Source organism: Devriesea agamarum (assembly GCF_900070355.1).
GTDB classification, from domain to species: domain Bacteria; phylum Actinomycetota; class Actinomycetes; order Actinomycetales; family Dermabacteraceae; genus Devriesea; species Devriesea agamarum.
The window spans coordinates 2,646,533-2,663,247 of the sequence record NZ_LN849456.1 but is presented as its reverse complement, the minus strand read 5'-3'; the positions used below and the strand labels follow the sequence as shown (position 1 = coordinate 2,663,247).

Here is a 16,715-nt window from a genome sequence, read left to right as displayed (position 1 = left end):
ATGGAGTCCTTCGCTGCGAAGCGGTCGGGTGGTCTGGGGTTGTGGATCAGCAGATACGCGGCAAAGGGTCTCCTACCAGCATGTCAACCATCCGGGTACCGCCGAACGCGGTCACCATCACCACATTGCCGGCGGGTTCAGATACTGTGCGTCCGGCGATGCTCGCTTCGTGTCCGCCTGGGACACTGCGAATCGCGGCGAGCGCCTCGTCCGCATGGTTTTCTGGCACGACGGCAACGAATACTCCTTCGTTCGCGACGTACAGCGGGTCGATCCCGAGCATGTCGCATGCGCCCCGGGTCATGTCGTGGACCGTGATGGCGTCCTCGTGTAGTGCCACGCCGAGTCCCGTGTCGGCTGCGAGTTCGTTCACAACAGTTCCGAGGCCACCGCGGGTCGCATCGCGCATCCACCGCGTGGTGGGAACGGCCTCAAGTAAGGCCTTGGTCATCGGGGTGACGGGCCTGGTGTCTGAGGCGATCGGGGCGAGAATCGCAAGGTCGCCGCGGGCTGCCATGACCGCCATGCCGTGATCGCCGATAGCGCCGGAGACGATAATGCGGTCGCCCGGGCGCACGTGCTGCGCACCGAGAGATAGGTGAGCGGGCACCATACCGATGCCCGCAGTGGTGATGAACAGGCCGTCCGCTGAGCCTTTAGCCACCACTTTGGTGTCGCCGGTAATGATCCGGATACCACAGGCGGCGGCAGCGTCGGCCATATCCCGCACGATGTCGCGAAGGGTCGTCACCGGCAGGCCTTCTTCCAGCACAAATGCGGCGCTGAGTGCTATCGGCTCAGCTCCGGCGACAGAGAGGTCATTGACGGTCCCGTGAACAGCGAGGTGACCGATGGATCCTCCGGGGAAGGTTAGCGGGGTCACCACATAGCTGTCGGTGGACATCGCCAATGCACCGCCCTCACCGTTGCTGCGGGCACAGAGCTCGGTAAACGGTAAGAGACCGGAATCTCCTCGCCCATTCAGGACATCATTGCCGTAGGTTTCCATGAAGATGGCATCAACCAGGGCAGCCGACGCTTTACCTCCGGCACCGTGGGCGAGCGTAATGACCTCGTCGGACAATGGTGGCCGCCGGCGACGAACGGTCTCGATCCGCTGACGCACCTGACCTTCATCCTGATTGAGCCGATTTTTGGGCGTCGCCAGGGTGTTCTTTGTGGTGCCGGTGCCTGTGGGGTGTTCACACATGTCGGTTCAGGTCAGCTTTCGGTGATGGTTTGCAGGGCTTGCTGGGCATGGATGAGAATCAATGTTCCCGGTGGCGGGGCTCCGATCAAAGTGGTGTCTATATCCTCAATTCCGCACTCCGTGAGGACCCGCGCAAAATCCCCTGGTTCCGACGGGCAGCTCAAAATTTCACCGATCCGACCCTCATCTGAACAGGTCACGCAATAATCGACGCCGTGGCTGGGCTGGTCGTCATCGGTGATCTGTGGCGTCTGCGTGAGTGCCCCGTGGAGATCAGCGACAGCATCTGACAGCTCAGCTGCAATCCGGTCAAGGCCCTCGTCAAAGGTGAGGGTTGCGGGCGAGGAATCAAGAATGAGCCGCGCATCCGCGAGGTCAGGCGGCGGGGCATCACAACGGGAACCGATCCACACTGTGTGCGCCCGACGCAATGGAATCCTGCGCAGCAACTCGTCGCGTCCTTGCCAAGCCCCGACCAGGAACACGATGTCTCCGGGCGCAAGGTGGGCCGCAGCATCCCTCCACCACCGTGGCAGGTGCAGCCCAGTCGGTGTATCGGTTCGCGGTAAGTTACCTGCGCTCAACATGTCATCGTCACGCTTCATACCATCCCCATCCCCACCAGCCTCACCGCCCGTCAGCACGTCCCTGCCTGTAGGCACGTCAGGTTGTTTGTCATCGTTAACCGGCACGAGGTCACGACACACTGACCCGCCAAGCTGCACCCATCCGTGCGCTACCAACGCTGCCGTTCCAGGCCCGCAGGTAAGTGCTCGGCGCGCAGAGGGCGCGCGAAGAAGCAGTGTGACAGCGCGTAGGCCATTTTCTAGCGCGGCGGGCTGATCAGGCAGGTCATCATCCGCAGCACCGCATTCCGCCTCCCCTGCCCGGTGCGGATTGGCCAAGTCAGCGTCGATCGGCGCGCGAGCCTCACCGACGCTCAGCCCGCGTCCTGTGCTGTTACTCAGTCCACGGCCAGCAATAGTTGGTTTAAGGCCCTCGTCATGTTCTGACGCCAGCAAGTGGAGGTTCTGCATATCGGCGATGATGGATTCAGCCTGTTCTGGCGGCACTCGAGTCATGGCATAGCCCGCGTGAATGATTACCCACTCCCCGACCTCGATGTCCGGTATCCAGGCGAGACTCGCTTCGCGTTGTTCTCCCACGATGTCAACAAGTGCTCGCCTGTTACCGGTGGCATCGTCAGCGACCGATAGAACGCGTCCAGGAATTGCGAAACACATAATCAGAGCTCTCCATTCGGTAGCGAATCAGCCCGACAGACAACGGGGATCGTTGTATATGTGCTGGTCATCGCGTAAGCACCGAGCGCGGCTTGGCCTAGCCCGAGACCACCATCGTTAGCGGGAACAGCCTTGTGGATCAGGAGCGTATGTCCAGCCTGACCGATGCGATCGCGGATGATCTCGGTCAATATGTTGTTTAATGCGGCTCCCCCACTGAGGCCGAGAATCCGCGCCCCCGTGTGCTCAGCTGCGCGTATCAGGGCATCGGCCAGTGCCTCAGCAATGACGACGTGCAGCTGCCACGCGAGCTCACACGGGTCCTCTCCCTGACATGCGCGCTCAATAATGCGCTGATACTGCGCGCGCAGTTTATGCCTAGGGCCCGTGTCATGCCTCGGTCGATCCGCGGCGCTGTGGAATGTTCGAGGCCGAGCCCTGGCAGCTGCCTGTTCAAGCAGGGTCGGGGCCTGAGCTTCAAAGGTCTGTTCCTGGCAGAGACCGAGGATCGCAGCGAAACCATCCAGGGTGCGCCCCAGCGAGGTGGTCATGACCGCTTGGCCCCGATCTATCTGCGCTTGCACGGTTTCTCGGGCTGTCGGGGGAACTTCAGGGAAGAGTCGGTATTGGCGAGAGCGCAGAGAGAGGGCATGCACAAGGCCCAGCGCGCTGATCCAGGGTCGTTTCACCGCGGAGTCCCCACCCATCAACGGGAACGCTGGAAGATGGCCGAGACGGGTCGCAGTGATGACATCCGGGTCAATCGCGAGGATTTCACCGCCCCAGATGGTGCCATCGCTTCCGTAGCCGGTTCCGTCGATTGCGGCCACCACGGCTGAGTGCCCGAGGAGGCCGTGCTCAGCCAGCAGCGACACCGCATGAGCATGGTGATGTTGCACGGCCAGCACGCGCACCTGCGGGTGTTCGTCTGCGTAGTGCTGAGCGAACCGGGTAGTTGCGTAACCGGGGTGTTGATCGTGTACCAGCACGTCCGGAACGGTGCGATGCATATGCAGCATGGCGTGAACAGCTGCGGCATGGGCCCTGCTCGAGGCGAGTGAACCCATGTCTCCTAGATGCGGTGAGCTGAACGCAAGGTTGTGGTGAAGCAGGGTAAACGCGTTCTTCATTTCCCCTCCGACCCCGAGGACCACCGACGGCGTGGGCTGGGGCAGCGGTAAAGGCAACGGTGCATATCCGCGTGACCTCCGCGACGGCACGGTGCCGCGGAACACTGAGTCTTCCACCGGGACGGCAATATCCCGGTTGTTCAGAACAAACGCATCCGCAATGTGGCACAGATTGGTCAGAGCGTCGCGATTAGTCCACGCTAAGGGCTCATCGGAGAGGTTGCCTGAGGTTGCGACGAGCACGTCGGGCATCGGCGTGGTGCTGATGTCGTCAGCAGCGTTTGATCCGAAAAGCAGCATGTGAATCGGGGCGTAGGGAAGCAAAATGCCTATCTCTGATGTGCCCGGGGCAATCTGCGCTGCCAGGGGCCTGCGGGAACTTGTATGCCGGCGATCCTGACTATCCTCGGCCCAAGCCTCCCGGGCCGGGACGATCACGATCGGGCGCGCAGGTGAGGTCAGCAGGCGCTCAGCATCAGGGTCGAGTACCGCAAGTTCTCGGGCTGTCGCGAGGTCTTTAACCATCACGGCGAAGGGCTTATCGGGGCGGTGCTTGCGCTGGCGCAAACGCGCAACCGCTTCCTGGTTGCGCGCGTCGCACATCAGATGGAAGCCCCCGATGCCTTTCACAGCCAGGATCTCTCCGCGGCGCAGCCGCTGCCGGGCGTCATTCAGCACACTCAGCTGGCTGGCACGATCCCGCGGGGTGCCTCGTCCATCCAGGAAGTCTGAGGGAATCACCGCGCCCTCCTGCTGAGCATGGCCAGGCTGCACGCTCTGGCGCATCATGGCGAACGGGTCGAGCTTGGGAATCTCCTGAGAGCTGACAATCCATAAATGGGGTCCGCACTCGAAGCAACCGATGGGTTGGGCGTGGAACCGACGATCAGTAACATCCTGATACTCCCTATGGCAGGCCGAGCATAGGGGGAAATCACGCATGGTGGTCGCGGGCCGGTCGTAGGGAAGATCCTCAATAATGCTGAGCCGCGGTCCGCAATTTGTGCAGGTAATAAACGGGTAGGCGTAACGGCGGTCCTCGGGATTAGCGAGCTCTCGAGCGCAGTCCTCGCATAGGGCCACATCAGGTGGAATCAAACTTCTCGCGCCTGGCCGATGCCGCGAAGGCACGATGGTAAAACCGTTTTCGTCGGGTACCGGGTCGATACTGCGCTGCTCTTTGCCGATCACCCGGGCGAGCGGGGGTGCCTGGTCTACCACGGCGGTCAGGAACGCTTGCACCTGTGCGGGAGGTCCCTGTGCCTCAAGGAAGACGCTGACATCGTCGTTACCGCACCAGCCGGTGACAGCGAATCGTTCAGACATGCGAGCGACGTGCGGACGAAAGCCGACCCCTTGCACTACACCGGTGAGGGTGCTCGATACCCTCACCAGGTTGACAGTGTCGTTGGCAGCGGTCATGAGGGCGATGCACCCGGGTTAGATGGTGGCGTCTCAGGAGGTGCGGCGCAGCATCCACCATAGGGTGAGTGTCCCCCAGGTGTCGCTGTCATCGCGTCACCTCGTGGAGTTGTGCGCTCAGCTGGGCCACAACCGTCCTGGTCGGAAGGGAAGAGCCCATCCGATGCTGGCGCGCTGCCCGAGGCCGTTACGGGCTGAACCGACGGTATCCCGGCTCGTGGTCCGAGGGCCGTTACCGGCACGAAGGGCAGCGAACCAGTCTGTCCACGACGACCACCTGATCCGGCCACACCGGGGTCGGGGCGAGGTAGGCGCATAATGCCGTGGCTGACAAACAGCATCCGCACCAGCGGGTCATCGACCAGGGCGTCGAGCGCTTGTGGAGATTGGGATCGGAGGGTGCGCACGATCTGTGCGAGCCCCGCGAACACCAGGCGCGATTCAGCACCTCGCCAGTTCTCGACGGTGCGCCGGACCTCCTCATCGAGGTCGTTCAGTGCGGCGTCGGCGTCATCTAGGGCGCGCGCAAGGGTTTCGACATCGGTCGGTGCGGCTCCGGTGGGTTGGCCTGAAGGGTTCTGCTCCGGCTGCGGCTGTTTTGACCGCGGCTGCTTTGACCGCAGACCATCGCCTGAATCCGGGATACCGCCCTCTCTGAGATTGTTCTCCAAGCGCAGCTGGTCGCACAGGGCGGGCACCATCGCGAGCGCGTCCTCCACCAAGGCAACCGCGTCACAATCCCCCGCCCGCTGGAACAGACGTTTAGCATCCTGCAAGCGCATGCGCGCATCCCCGAGCAGCCCGAGGTGACCCAGCGCAGTTCCCTGATTAGCCAGCACCCGCGCATAACCGCCCGGATCCTTATCGGCATCGCGGGTTGCCAGCACCCGGGTATAGAGGTCCACTGCTTCCATGAGGTTGTCTCGTGCATGGGTGGACGGTGCATGGACCAGCGCATTAGCAAGGTTTAGGGTAGCCGCCGACCATTCGGGCCGGTTTGTTGCATCCGGGGCGTCGGCATACAGGCGGGCTGCTTCGCGCAGCGATTGCACAGCGACGGCGTACCGCAGGTCGTCCGAAGCTTCCAGGCGTGGGCCCGCTAAATATGCGGTTCCGAGATCTAGATGGGCTCGTGCACGCAGGAAGGAGTTCCCAGCCTGGTCCATGCGTCCCGTGCCTGCTTCCCCCTCCTGAGGATTGGGTGCTGGGCTCGAGGCCAGCAAGGACAGAGCCGCCTGATAATCCGCGACTGCGCGCTGAATTCCTGCGCCGTTCTCGTGGTCAGCGCCCTGGCGGTGAAGGATCTCGCCCCGGATGAGTAACGCTTCCGCGTGGGCTGAGTTGAGATCGGTGGTGGCGAGAACATCAATTGCGCTGGTGGCAGCCTCAGCATCACCGGTTCGGGAGGCAACATCGGCAAGGATCAGGGCGGCGAGCACGGGCGAGACCGAACGGGCATCCGTGGCAGCCAGAGTGAGCTCACCGAGCGCAGCGGTGGGCACGGCGTGAGCGTCTTCGTCATTGAGCGCTGCACGGGCCATCCTCACCAGGGCGGCGAGTTCCCCCTCGCAGGTATGCGAGGGGTCCTCCGGGAATGAGATGGTGAGGCCGAGGGCAATCTCAGCAGCATCGAACAGCGGAGCCAACCCGACCCTGTTGAGATCTGCCCGCAGGGCTTCCCGCTGGGGCGTACTGGCATCCTCGGGGGCAAGGACGAAGAGGTTGTACCGGCTGACCAGATCGTTGGGGGTCTCGGTTATGGCGGTGCGCAGCAGGTCGCGGGCGGTGTCGAGGTCGCCGTTGTAAGCGTATTGGACCGCGGCCAGGGCGTCTGGCCACTTGTGCGGGCGCTGACCCAGGATAAGTTCTTCGCGGACATGCTCAGCCGCAGGCCCGTGGGAGGTATCGATCAGTAACAAACCTGCTGGCAGAGGGAAAACTCCCACCGGTTGCGGGCGGGTGAGCAGTGAGTTGTCGCTCGCTGGGGTTGGGAGGTCGATCAGCAGGCGCTTTGCGTGGAGATGGGCAGACATCCGTCCGACAGGGTGGCCATGCCCGAGGGCTTCCACGGCGAGAACTGACCGGCTTCCGTCAGGATCCACGGTTTTGAGCACGGCGGCACCGGGGGTGAGATGCGACATCGGCATCACAACCAGGCGGGCAGGTCCGGTCCGCAGGAGAGCGCACCGATCCTGGGGAAAGAGCTCCCTGAGCTCAGGACCGAGCCTGATATATCCGCGGTCGGTGATCTCGACTGTCAGTCCCTGCCTGGTTGGCGGAACCTGTTCATTGACAGCTGCCTTATTCTCTTGATCTCGTTCACCCATCGGCGGTCACCGCTGTGGCGGAATCGTGCTCGGATGCCATGGCAAGCGCCTCCAGACGTGGGATGAGAGCAGCGGCGAGGCGATCGACGGCAGCATCGACCGCTGGGGACAGCACACCTCCCGGATCACAGCAGGATGCCTCGATGAGGAAGACCGACACCTGCCGGGGAAAGTATGGCCCGAGCAGCCACCGACCGAATCCGAGGGCATGATCCCAACGAAACTGGTGGGAATGGATGCCTCCGGCGGGTGGTAGCTGTTCAAGCACCTCCCCTGGGACTTCCATCAGCGTACCGGGATCCGCGCCGGTGCGTGCGGCATCCACGATGATGACGTCGCGGACCCCTCTCATGGCAAACGCGACGTCCATCCCGGAGGTTCCCGCGTCCAGGATCCGTACCTGGCCGGTGCGCACGATGTCGAGGTCGCGGTCCCAGAGCCTGCGCACCAGCACCGGGCCGGCTGCATCGTCCCCGCGCAGCACATTGCCGCAGCCGATAACCAGCACTCGGTACGACGGGGGCGAGTCGTCGCTGAGCAGGTGCCACGGTTGGACTTGGGACGGGTCGCGGGTGCTTATCGTCGGGCCGTGGTCGCGAGCAACCGCCATCCGTCAGACCATCTCGTTGATGACGAACTTGCTCATTTCACGACCGGTTTTTCCGTCATACGTGTGGACCGTGCACACCAGGCAGGAGTCGAAGGAGCGGGCGACGTGTCCGAGTTCGACGGGGTCTTCCAGGTTATGGACCGGGGATCCGACCAGGGCTTCTTCCACCGGGCCGCGCGCTCCGTGTTCATCTCGCGGACCCATATTCCATGCCCCGGGGGTGATCACGTTGTAGTTGGCGATCTTGCCGTCTTCGAGCACGATCCAGTCCGCGAGTGCGCCGCGGGCCGCTTCGGTTGCGCCCCATCCTTTGCCGCTACCTGGGTCTTCACACGGGGTGTGGAAGGATCCGTGGAGGTCGAGGGCGGCGAGCCAGTCCATCACTTTGGTGTAGTACAGCGGCGCTTCGTGCAGACGAGCGAACTGGCGGGTGAATACGCTGGGGCCTTTTACCTTCAGCACATCGAGGAATAGCGGGTCTTCGTCATGGTAGGCGGCGGTGCGCTTTTGTCCGGCCATGATGCGCCGGGCCAGCGGACCTGTTTCAAACGGGGTTTTGCGGTGTCCGGGGACGGTATAGCGGGGAGCTTTGGCGAACGAGTATTTTCCGTCTTTCTTCCCGATCTCTGGGTCGATGGCGTCCTGGGTACCATCGAACGGATGTACGCCGTCACCACCTTTGTAGTGTGAGTAGGCGACGTCTTCGGTGACATTGGCCTGATCGAACTCGTGGAATTGGGAGTCGAGGTATATGCCGCCGCGGGTGGAGACGGCTCCTTGACGGCTATCAATGGTCGGGTGTTGGTAGGCCTCGGGGTCGAAGAACGAGCCCATCGACAGATAGTTACCAACACCCTGTCCGTAGCTATCTAATCCGATGTCCAGGCAATACCGGATAAAGAAACCGAGGTCTGATTCGGCGTGTTCCTGTTTTTCGTCCAGCCAGGCTAAAACATCATCCCAACTGCGGTTTTCTAACCAGCGCTCAACGCTACAGCCGAGGAACTCTCCTTCTAACCAGGCGTCTTTCCAGTTCTTCAGGATGGCGGTGGAGCGGGTGATATCCGAGAGAGTGGGAGCACCCATAATTCCGCCGGGAATCATGAATGAGCTGTGGGGCCATTGTCCGCCGAGGATTGCGTACACTTCGACGGGTTTTCCAGACAGCACCACGCCTTTTTGGTACGACGTTCCGGTGTAGACGGAGAAGCGGCGGCACGCCTCCTCATACAGCGGTGAGGACGCATATTTTTCGTGGGTGAGGTCGATGGCGAAGAGCGCGTAAAAGTAGCGTGGAATCGATTGCAAGGTTTCGCATGCTTGGGCGATATTGCGCACCAGGGTGGCGTTGTGGGGAACGTGGGTCCTCCACGCGGTATCGAGGGCGTATGCCGCCTTGTACAGATGGCTTCCGCCGCAGATGCCGCAGATACGCGGGGTCATGATCAGGCCTGCCTGCGGGTCTTTTCCGCGCAGGATGGTTTCAAAGCCACGGAACATCACCGCGTGCGTCCAGGCGTCGGTGACGACGCCATCGGTGACGGTGACGGAGACATCGAGGTCTCCTTCGACTCGGCCGAGCGGGGAGACGTTCAGTTCAATGGTGCCCATGAGTTGCGGACCTTTCCTGCAGTCAGAGCGTTTTCAGTGGTCAGACGACGAACATGTCCTGGGTGCTCCATGCAGGTGCCGCCACTTTTGCGGCCGCTGCCATGGCCATATACGTCATGTGGTCTTGTCCTGGTGGTAGGTCCACGGGGACGGTCCCGGAGATTTTCTGGGTGTGGAATACGGTGCCCGGTTCGAGGTCGTAGAACGGGAACTCGGGTTCAGTGCAGCCTTGGCAAGGCATCCCGGCCCGGGTTTTTGATGACTGGCGGTTCCACAGGATCCGGTTGCATGGGCCATGGGTCATCGGTCCGCGGCATCCGAATTCGTAGAACAGGCATCCGGTGCGAGTTCCTTCGCCCCAACCGTTGGTGTCTTGTTTGTATTCAAAGAACGTATTGCGAGTGCACCCGTTGTGTACGAAGCTGGTGAAGAATGTGGTCGGGCGATGGTATTCGTCCAGGGCTAGGTCGCCGGCCCGGTCGGTGGCGAGCGCTACTAGGATCTGGGTGATCCAGTCGGGGTGGGCGGGACAGCCTGGAATGTTGATGACGGGTAAACCTGACGCAGCGGTCCAGTCTTTGCCGAGGAAGCCGCCTTCAACGGTGCGGTCAAACTGCAAACCGATGGATTCCGAGGGGTTTGGTGGAACCACGTTCAGTCCGCCGTAGCAGGCGCAGTCTCCGATGGCCACTACTATTTTGGCTCGGTTGGCGAGCTCGTCGATCCATTCCATCATCGGCCGGTCGGCGAACATGTCGAAGCGACCGGTTCCGTTCGGCCCGCGGATAACGGATCCTTCCAGCACGAAAATATCGAGGTCTCGCGCTCCGGAGGCACAGTCGGCGAAAATTTTCTTGGCTTGTGCGCCAAGTTCAAGGCCGAGGCTCGGGTGCCAGAGCACCTCTAAGCCGAAGTCGACGATCAGGTCGACGACGCTTGGCTCTTCGGCGTTCAAGAACGACATGGTGTTTCCTGAGCAGGCTCCCGCTTGGAGCCATAGGACGCTGGTCATCGGATACTCCGTTCGGTGGACGGGTCGTGGCGGGCTGACCCGCGGGCGCTGACGCGCTGGTGGAACTCGCCGGTGTCGGGATCCAGTTCCCGCCCCATTGCGGCGGCCATGGTGAGACAGAATTTCAAGGCCCGGTTGATAGCGGGGTCGCGCAGCGCTCTGATCAGGGTGGTTATTTTGACGGGTTTGTCATCTCCGTAGACGGCACTCTCTGAGGCCTCACACAACGCTTTAGACATCACGGTCAGGGAGTCGATGACATCGGGGTCGAACATGGTCGATGCGGTCAGCGCCTCGAAGATTCCGCTGTCTGAGGCTTTGGCAAGCAGCGGGGTTATGTGCGGGACCGCGTTGATCACGGTTTTTCCGTCGTTCATAAGATGGCTAACGTCTTGTGCGCCGAGGGCCTTTTTCATCTCGGCGGCTCCGCTGGCGACATTTCCGGCGATTTCGTTGCCTCGTTCGAGCACACCTCCGATCATGAGGGCGATGGTCGCTAGGTGCTCGGCATTGTCGAGCAGGAGGGTGAGGCCGCGCGCAACTTTCGGATCGCCCAAGCGCACGGTGAGGTCGTCGAGAACCTGCTCACCGCGTGCGCGTTGGGTGGCGTTTGGGTCTAGGGCTGGTTCGCCTGGCGGGCGCGGGTTCATGCCGTTGGGTGGTGCTGCAGTTTCTTGCTGCTCGTGGCCGATAGGTGTCATTGCTCCTCCTTGAAGAGCTTGCTGACGTCAAGAGCCCGCGGGCATGGACAGCCCGCTGACCGCTACCTCGACGTTAGTTCTGTGAGCGGCTTCTCTTCTATCCGATTTCCGATGTCACTATCCTGAATCCGAACAATGTGAAAGCTACGATCCTGCGCAGGCACAGCCACGCATCTGAACCAGCGAGACCGAAAGTGAGTTTTAGCGATGCACGGTCGTATAGACACTCACCCCGGACTCACCCCCGTCACTATGCCTGCGCCCCCTCCGACACCTGCCCCTATCAGCGCTGCTCACCCGACCACCACACCCCACCCTGTTACCCCACCTCACCCTGTCACCGCAGCTCACCTGACCACTCCACCCCGCCCTGTGACAGCGCCTGCCCCGTTTGCCGCGCACCCGATCTTCACGGTCGAATCCCGGTTAGAAGCCGAACATCTGCTCGGACGCATCTTGGGACCTCTCAGCATTGCTCAGCCCGCCGGAACCTCCCGCCACACCCCATTCAGTGCCCACGCACACGCACTAGATCTGCCCGGCATCTGGTGCGCACATCTGGATATTCAATCCCCCTCCCATATCGACATCCCCCACTGGCAAGCCGGATACGCCTTAGTCATTCCGACCAGCGGATTCGCGTCCGTCCAGGTCGGGTCAACGAAGGTAAAGACCTCACCTTTATTGGGGGCCGTGGCTCATCCGGGGCAGCGAGTCCTCATTGATCTGAAACCACCGTGCCCCGTGCGCATCGTGGCTATCGACGCAGAGCTAGTTGAGCGGGTCAGCGCACGATATACCGCCCGCACGGATCACCTGCCCACCATGTTGGAGACCTTTTTCGACCTGACCCGGCCCGACGCTATGCGCTGGAACGCTATTCTGTCTCTCCTCCTGGCCGAAGCAATGACCCCGGCGTCACCGCTATCCCAGGGACGAGGGGTCGGGGCCCTGGCGGAGATGCTTGCATCCTCCCTCGTCCTCGCCCAGGACCCCTCCATGCGGCAAATCCCCACCAACTCGCGTACATCGTTGGTGCGCGACGCCATTGAACTGGTCGAATGCTGCATCGACACAGCGACCCCAAGTCTGCTTGCCCGCGAACTCCACGTCTCAGAGCGAACATTGCAGGCCGCGTTCCGCCGCGAACTAGGGGTCACCCCTTCACGTTATGTACGCAACCGACGTCTAGATCTGATCCGAAGCGAGCTCTTGGGACGCCATCCCGGGCACGGGGTGTCCGTGGCGGCAATTGCCCGGTCTTACGGGCTCACCCACCCAGGCCGTTTCTCCTCGGAGTATCGCGCACGGTTCGGGGAGCTGCCCTCGCACACACTGCGCCTGAGGTCCTCACGACAACTGCATCGTCACGGCCAACAGTAAGCACCGTTCATGCCAGCGGCAGTCATTGCCGGGCTAACGGTAATCCTTGCCGGGCTGGCGACAGTCATTGTCGGGCTGGCCGTACGTAGTGTTTGAGCCCGTTGCACCTTTCACACGGACGAGAACTCGCCGCCCCGCTACCCGACCTTAACCACTGGACCGCGAATATCGACCGTGCCGACACCTCAACGGGAATCGATGCCTATGATCAAAGGGTGCATGAGTTGTCGCTATGTCGCGCCATCTACGACATCGTGGTCCGCGCTGCTGGGGACCACCGCATCGCAACAATCGATCTCGATGTTGGTCAGCTGCGCCAGGTCGTACCGGACACTCTGGTCTACTGCTGGTCACTGGTCAGCGACGGTACCTCGCTTAGTGGCTCACGCCTCAGTATCAACCACATTCCAGGGGAGCTGGAATGCGTGGACTGTCTGGCTCTGACCCGCACCGAGGGGCCGCTTCGTTTCCTCTGCGGAGCCTGCAACAGCCGACGGGTGCGCGTGGTTCGCGGCGAGGAGTTCATGGTGCGCTCGCTGACGACGGCCCCCGATGATAACCCGTCTCCACCAGCCCCGCGCTCCCTCTGATAATCCCTCCCTCATTCAACTACCCTTCCCCCAAAGGATTTCTCTCGTTCCACCCACGGGCCGGCACTCTTCCGACCAGAATTGACATCATCCGGACTCATCGCGCATCCGGGCGCATCACACATCCGCATACACCACACACCCGGGTGCATCACATGCACCCCGCCTCATGCTTCGCTCGCACAGGACCACTACTGATTTGACGTCAAGGAGGACACCGATGGGACGCTTCCACCGGCACGATAACGGCACCGGTCACGATCATCACCATGACGGCCACGAGCACGACCACAGCCACAGCCACAGCCACGACCATCCCCACGACCATGACCTCGACTACCATCCCGACCTCACACCAGTAACCGGCACGGCACACCTCAACGATGCCGCACACCAGGAGGCCATTGGGGACCATTCGGGCTACGCGACGGGCGGTGAGCGGATCGATGTGCTGGAACGGATTTTCTCGGAAAACGACCGGAAAGCAGAGGCCAACCGAGCCGCCTTTGACGCGGCTGGCGTGCGAGTGGTGAATCTGATGTCCTCGCCGGGGGCAGGTAAGACCACTCTCCTGTCCCGCACACTCAAATCACTCTCCGGCCACCTGCGAATCGGCATTATCGAAGGGGATATCGAAACCTCTCTGGATGCCGATCATCTTCACGCTGATGCCGCACAGGTCTCGCTTCTGAACACCGGAAATGGCTTCGGCGGAGAATGCCATCTCGATGCTCCGATGGTGTCGCGCGCCCTTGAACAATTAGATCTTGACCAGTTGGATTTGTTGGTGATTGAGAACGTCGGGAACCTGGTGTGCCCAGCTGAGTTCGATGTCGGCGAGCACGTTAAAGCGATGGTCGCATCTGTGACCGAGGGGGAAGATAAACCCCTGAAGTACCCAGTGATGTTCAAGTCGGTCGATGCCGTGGTGATCAACAAGGTGGATCTACTGCCCCATTTGGACTTTGATCTGGAGGCGCTCATATCGAACATCCGAGATGTCAATCCCGCTGCACACATTTTCCAGGTCAGTGCCCGAACTGGCGAGGGTATGCAGCCGTGGTTGGATTGGGTGAGGTCGAGCATCTAACGCCGGTCATCCGCAGTGAGGGCAGCCTGCACCTGGGAGACTGCGGATCATAAACGTGAGTTTTTCCCTGTGGCGCCCGGGACCTATGTCCCTTTAGGTCCTGGGCCTATAGCACGCCTTTCCCTCAGCTACTCACCCCATCACACAGCTTTGCTGCGGCCCAATTACACCCACAGCGCTCGCGGCGCCCGTGCAAAACGGCACGTTCTCGGGATATCTAGGGTTGATGGTTAAATTTTCACATCACCCAACCCAACAAAAGGCGGTTCAACTACCTTTGATTACTCGCTAGTTGAGTAATCTACAACCCGTCATGGCACCTTAGTGCCGGGCGACAAATACTTTAGTATTGCAGCACTTGACATTGAGTCGTTTACCACTCTGCAACGGTCGACGGCTCACCTCTCGCCGTGCCAGCTTCACCTTTAAAACCGTTGCAACCAGCATCGATGCATCTAAGTAAGGTAACCCTATCTTAGGTCACGTTCTTTGCGGATGCCCTGATCTGGTCCTCGAAACCGATCAGTATTGCCAAGCTCCGCCATCGAGAGCCATAGATCGCAGAGAGCCATCTCCCTGATCAGGTACCATGTGATCTCCTACCTGCAGAAAGGAGATCTTTACGGGTAAGTAAACCGGCAACAATGATGCACTTGAACGCATACAACACGCGCATCGATCGTTTACTTCCCGTCGCATCTCGGTAATAAGCTCACCAAAGCTAACTTCACCCCACTTTTACCAAGGAAGACACTCCATGCATCGCCGCACATTTCTTCGTTCCGTCGGAATCGGCGGTCTCCTGGCCGCCCTGCCGACGACGTCATCTTTCGCTGGCTCCACCCCAGGCGCCGACACATCCTCGGTGGACGCCTTTGTCGGCTCGCTCAACTACAACCCCGACGCCATCCTCGCCGTCGACGGCGACAAGATCACGAACACCCCCGTAACCACCGGGTCGATGCAAGGCGGCACCTTTGTCGTCGTCAGCCGGGAGAAAAAGTCAATCTCCTCAGCTGACGCTGATATCTCAATCATTAACGGAACGGTCGCTGAGGTGTACCCCGGCGCTCTGCTGCTGGCAAACCGCGAACTCGTCCGCAACACGCCCACCATCGTGAGCGTCCCCCGCAAGCCGGTCCAGGTCAGCCTGGATCTGCCCGGCCTGGCGGGCAAGACCGGAACTCTCACCGTCGACAGCCCCACGCGTTCATCGGTTGGGGGCGCGGTGAACTCTCTCCTGGAAACTTGGAACGCCGGACCGGGCAAAGAATACCCCGAGATCCCGGCCAAGATGCAGTTCGAAGAGACCATGGTCTACTCGAAGTCCCAGGTGGAAGCGAAGTTTGGCTACGCAAATAGCCCCGCCGTCGCGAAGCTTGGCATCGATTTTGAAGCGATTCACCGCGGCGAAAAGCAGGTGGCTGTCGCCTCCTTCACGCAGATCTACTACACGGTCAGTGTGGATGCTCCGCAGAGCCCCTCCGCGATGATCGCCGGGACTGTCGATGATCTCAAGCGCGCCGGCGTCTCCGCCTCCACGCCGCCGGTCTACGTATCCGACGTTCACTATGGCCGCCGCATGTTTGTGAAACTGGAGACCACCTCCACCTCAAACGAGGTCTCCGCAGCCTTCAGCGCAGCGTTCAAGGGTCACGACATTAATGCATCGACCAAGTACTCCGAGATCCTCAAGAACACCTCGGTGCGCGCCGTGGTGTACGGCGGCGCCTCCTCCGGCCAGGCCAAGGTCATCACCGGCAACCTGGATCAGCTGCGTGCGGTCATCAACGAGGGCGCGAACTACTCCCGCAAGAACCCGGGTGCACCGATCTCTTACACCACCCGGTTCCTGAAGAACAACGCAAAAGCGCTGGTGCTGTCGAACTCTGACTACATCGAGACCCGCCGGGAAGTCTTCAAGCAGGGCTCTTTGATCCTGAAGAACAAGGGCAGCTACGTTGCACAGTTCAAGGTGACGTGGAACGAGATCAGCTTCGATAAGGCCGGCAAGGAGATTTCGACTCCTAAGGAATGGGAAGGCAACTGGGCCGACCGCACCATTGGTTACTCGACAATCATCTCCCTGCCTGCCAACGCCAGGAACATCAATGTGTTCGCCCGCGAAGCCACCGGCCTGGCCTGGGATTGGTGGCGGACCGTGATTGACGCCCGCGACCTGCCGCAGGTTCACGAGCGCACGGTCACCCTTAGGGGCACCACCTTGATCGCCTGGGCTACAAACGACGTGACCGAACCCGCCAAGTAAGGCGAATCGGCCACACAGATAGGGCCAGAACCACAAATAGGTCCGCACCGCACAGGGGCGCTTGCCTGAACCGAATTCCCGGTCAGGCAAGCGCCCCTGTCTCCATCTAAATCACC

The 16,715-nt window shown here is 61.2% G+C and carries 12 protein-coding genes; 4 read left to right on the top strand and 8 right to left on the bottom strand.

What is annotated here, in order from left to right; all coding sequences use genetic code 11:
• Positions 1-46: 46 nt before the first annotated feature.
• Genes hypE through BN1724_RS11190 form a run of 8 tightly spaced genes read right to left on the bottom strand, consistent with a single transcriptional unit; the run spans position 47 to position 11,267 of the window.
• Complete coding sequence (gene hypE / locus BN1724_RS11225) at positions 47-1,210, bottom strand: hydrogenase expression/formation protein HypE (RefSeq protein ID WP_084253013.1); 1,164 nt, start codon at positions 1,208-1,210, stop codon at positions 47-49.
• Between the two features lie 11 nt (positions 1,211-1,221).
• Positions 1,222-2,454 carry a HypC/HybG/HupF family hydrogenase formation chaperone gene (locus tag BN1724_RS11220; RefSeq protein WP_058235429.1) on the bottom strand — a complete coding sequence of 411 codons (1,233 nt, stop codon included), beginning with the start codon at positions 2,452-2,454 and terminating at the stop codon, positions 1,222-1,224.
• A gap of 2 nt (positions 2,455-2,456) precedes the next feature.
• Positions 2,457-5,006, bottom strand: a complete 2,550-nt coding sequence (locus tag BN1724_RS11215) for a carbamoyltransferase HypF (protein ID WP_058235428.1) — start codon at positions 5,004-5,006, stop codon at positions 2,457-2,459.
• Entirely contained in the window at positions 5,003-7,333 is a 2,331-nt protein-coding gene (locus tag BN1724_RS11210) for a hypothetical protein (RefSeq protein ID WP_058235427.1), read from the bottom strand. The genes BN1724_RS11215 and BN1724_RS11210 overlap by 4 nt, the downstream gene beginning before the upstream one ends.
• Positions 7,326-7,943: a hydrogenase maturation protease gene (locus BN1724_RS11205; RefSeq protein ID WP_084253012.1), complete on the bottom strand. Its 618-nt coding sequence runs from the start codon at positions 7,941-7,943 to the stop codon at positions 7,326-7,328. The genes BN1724_RS11210 and BN1724_RS11205 overlap by 8 nt, the downstream gene beginning before the upstream one ends.
• A 3-nt stretch (positions 7,944-7,946) precedes the next feature.
• The gene (locus tag BN1724_RS11200) at positions 7,947-9,554 is read right to left on the bottom strand and encodes a nickel-dependent hydrogenase large subunit (RefSeq protein ID WP_058235426.1); all 1,608 of its coding nucleotides are present in this window, start codon (positions 9,552-9,554) and stop codon (positions 7,947-7,949) included.
• A gap of 40 nt (positions 9,555-9,594) precedes the next feature.
• Complete coding sequence (locus tag BN1724_RS11195; protein WP_058235425.1) at positions 9,595-10,566, bottom strand: NADH-quinone oxidoreductase subunit B family protein; 972 nt, start codon at positions 10,564-10,566, stop codon at positions 9,595-9,597.
• The gene (locus tag BN1724_RS11190; RefSeq protein WP_058235424.1) at positions 10,563-11,267 is read right to left on the bottom strand and encodes a DUF1641 domain-containing protein; all 705 of its coding nucleotides are present in this window, start codon (positions 11,265-11,267) and stop codon (positions 10,563-10,565) included. The genes BN1724_RS11195 and BN1724_RS11190 overlap by 4 nt, the downstream gene beginning before the upstream one ends.
• 372 nt (positions 11,268-11,639) lie before the next feature.
• On the opposite strand from BN1724_RS11190, the gene BN1724_RS11185 reads away from it, so the two are divergent.
• The 4 genes from BN1724_RS11185 to BN1724_RS11170 all read left to right on the top strand — a co-directional run bounded on the left by BN1724_RS11185 (position 11,640) and on the right by BN1724_RS11170 (position 16,599).
• Positions 11,640-12,650 carry an AraC family transcriptional regulator gene (locus BN1724_RS11185; protein ID WP_172797123.1) on the top strand — a complete coding sequence of 337 codons (1,011 nt, stop codon included), beginning with the start codon at positions 11,640-11,642 and terminating at the stop codon, positions 12,648-12,650.
• A 101-nt stretch (positions 12,651-12,751) separates the two neighbouring features.
• Positions 12,752-13,240 (top strand): hydrogenase maturation nickel metallochaperone HypA, encoded by a 489-nt coding sequence (locus tag BN1724_RS11180; RefSeq protein ID WP_197671796.1) that lies wholly within the window; start codon positions 12,752-12,754, stop codon positions 13,238-13,240.
• A gap of 220 nt (positions 13,241-13,460) precedes the next feature.
• A complete protein-coding gene (gene hypB, locus BN1724_RS11175) occupies positions 13,461-14,330 on the top strand; it encodes a hydrogenase nickel incorporation protein HypB (RefSeq protein ID WP_058235422.1) in 870 nt (289 codons plus the stop codon).
• 865 nt (positions 14,331-15,195) lie between these two features.
• Positions 15,196-16,599: a thiol-activated cytolysin family protein gene (locus BN1724_RS11170; protein WP_172797122.1), complete on the top strand. Its 1,404-nt coding sequence runs from the start codon at positions 15,196-15,198 to the stop codon at positions 16,597-16,599.
• Positions 16,600-16,715 lie beyond the last annotated feature (116 nt).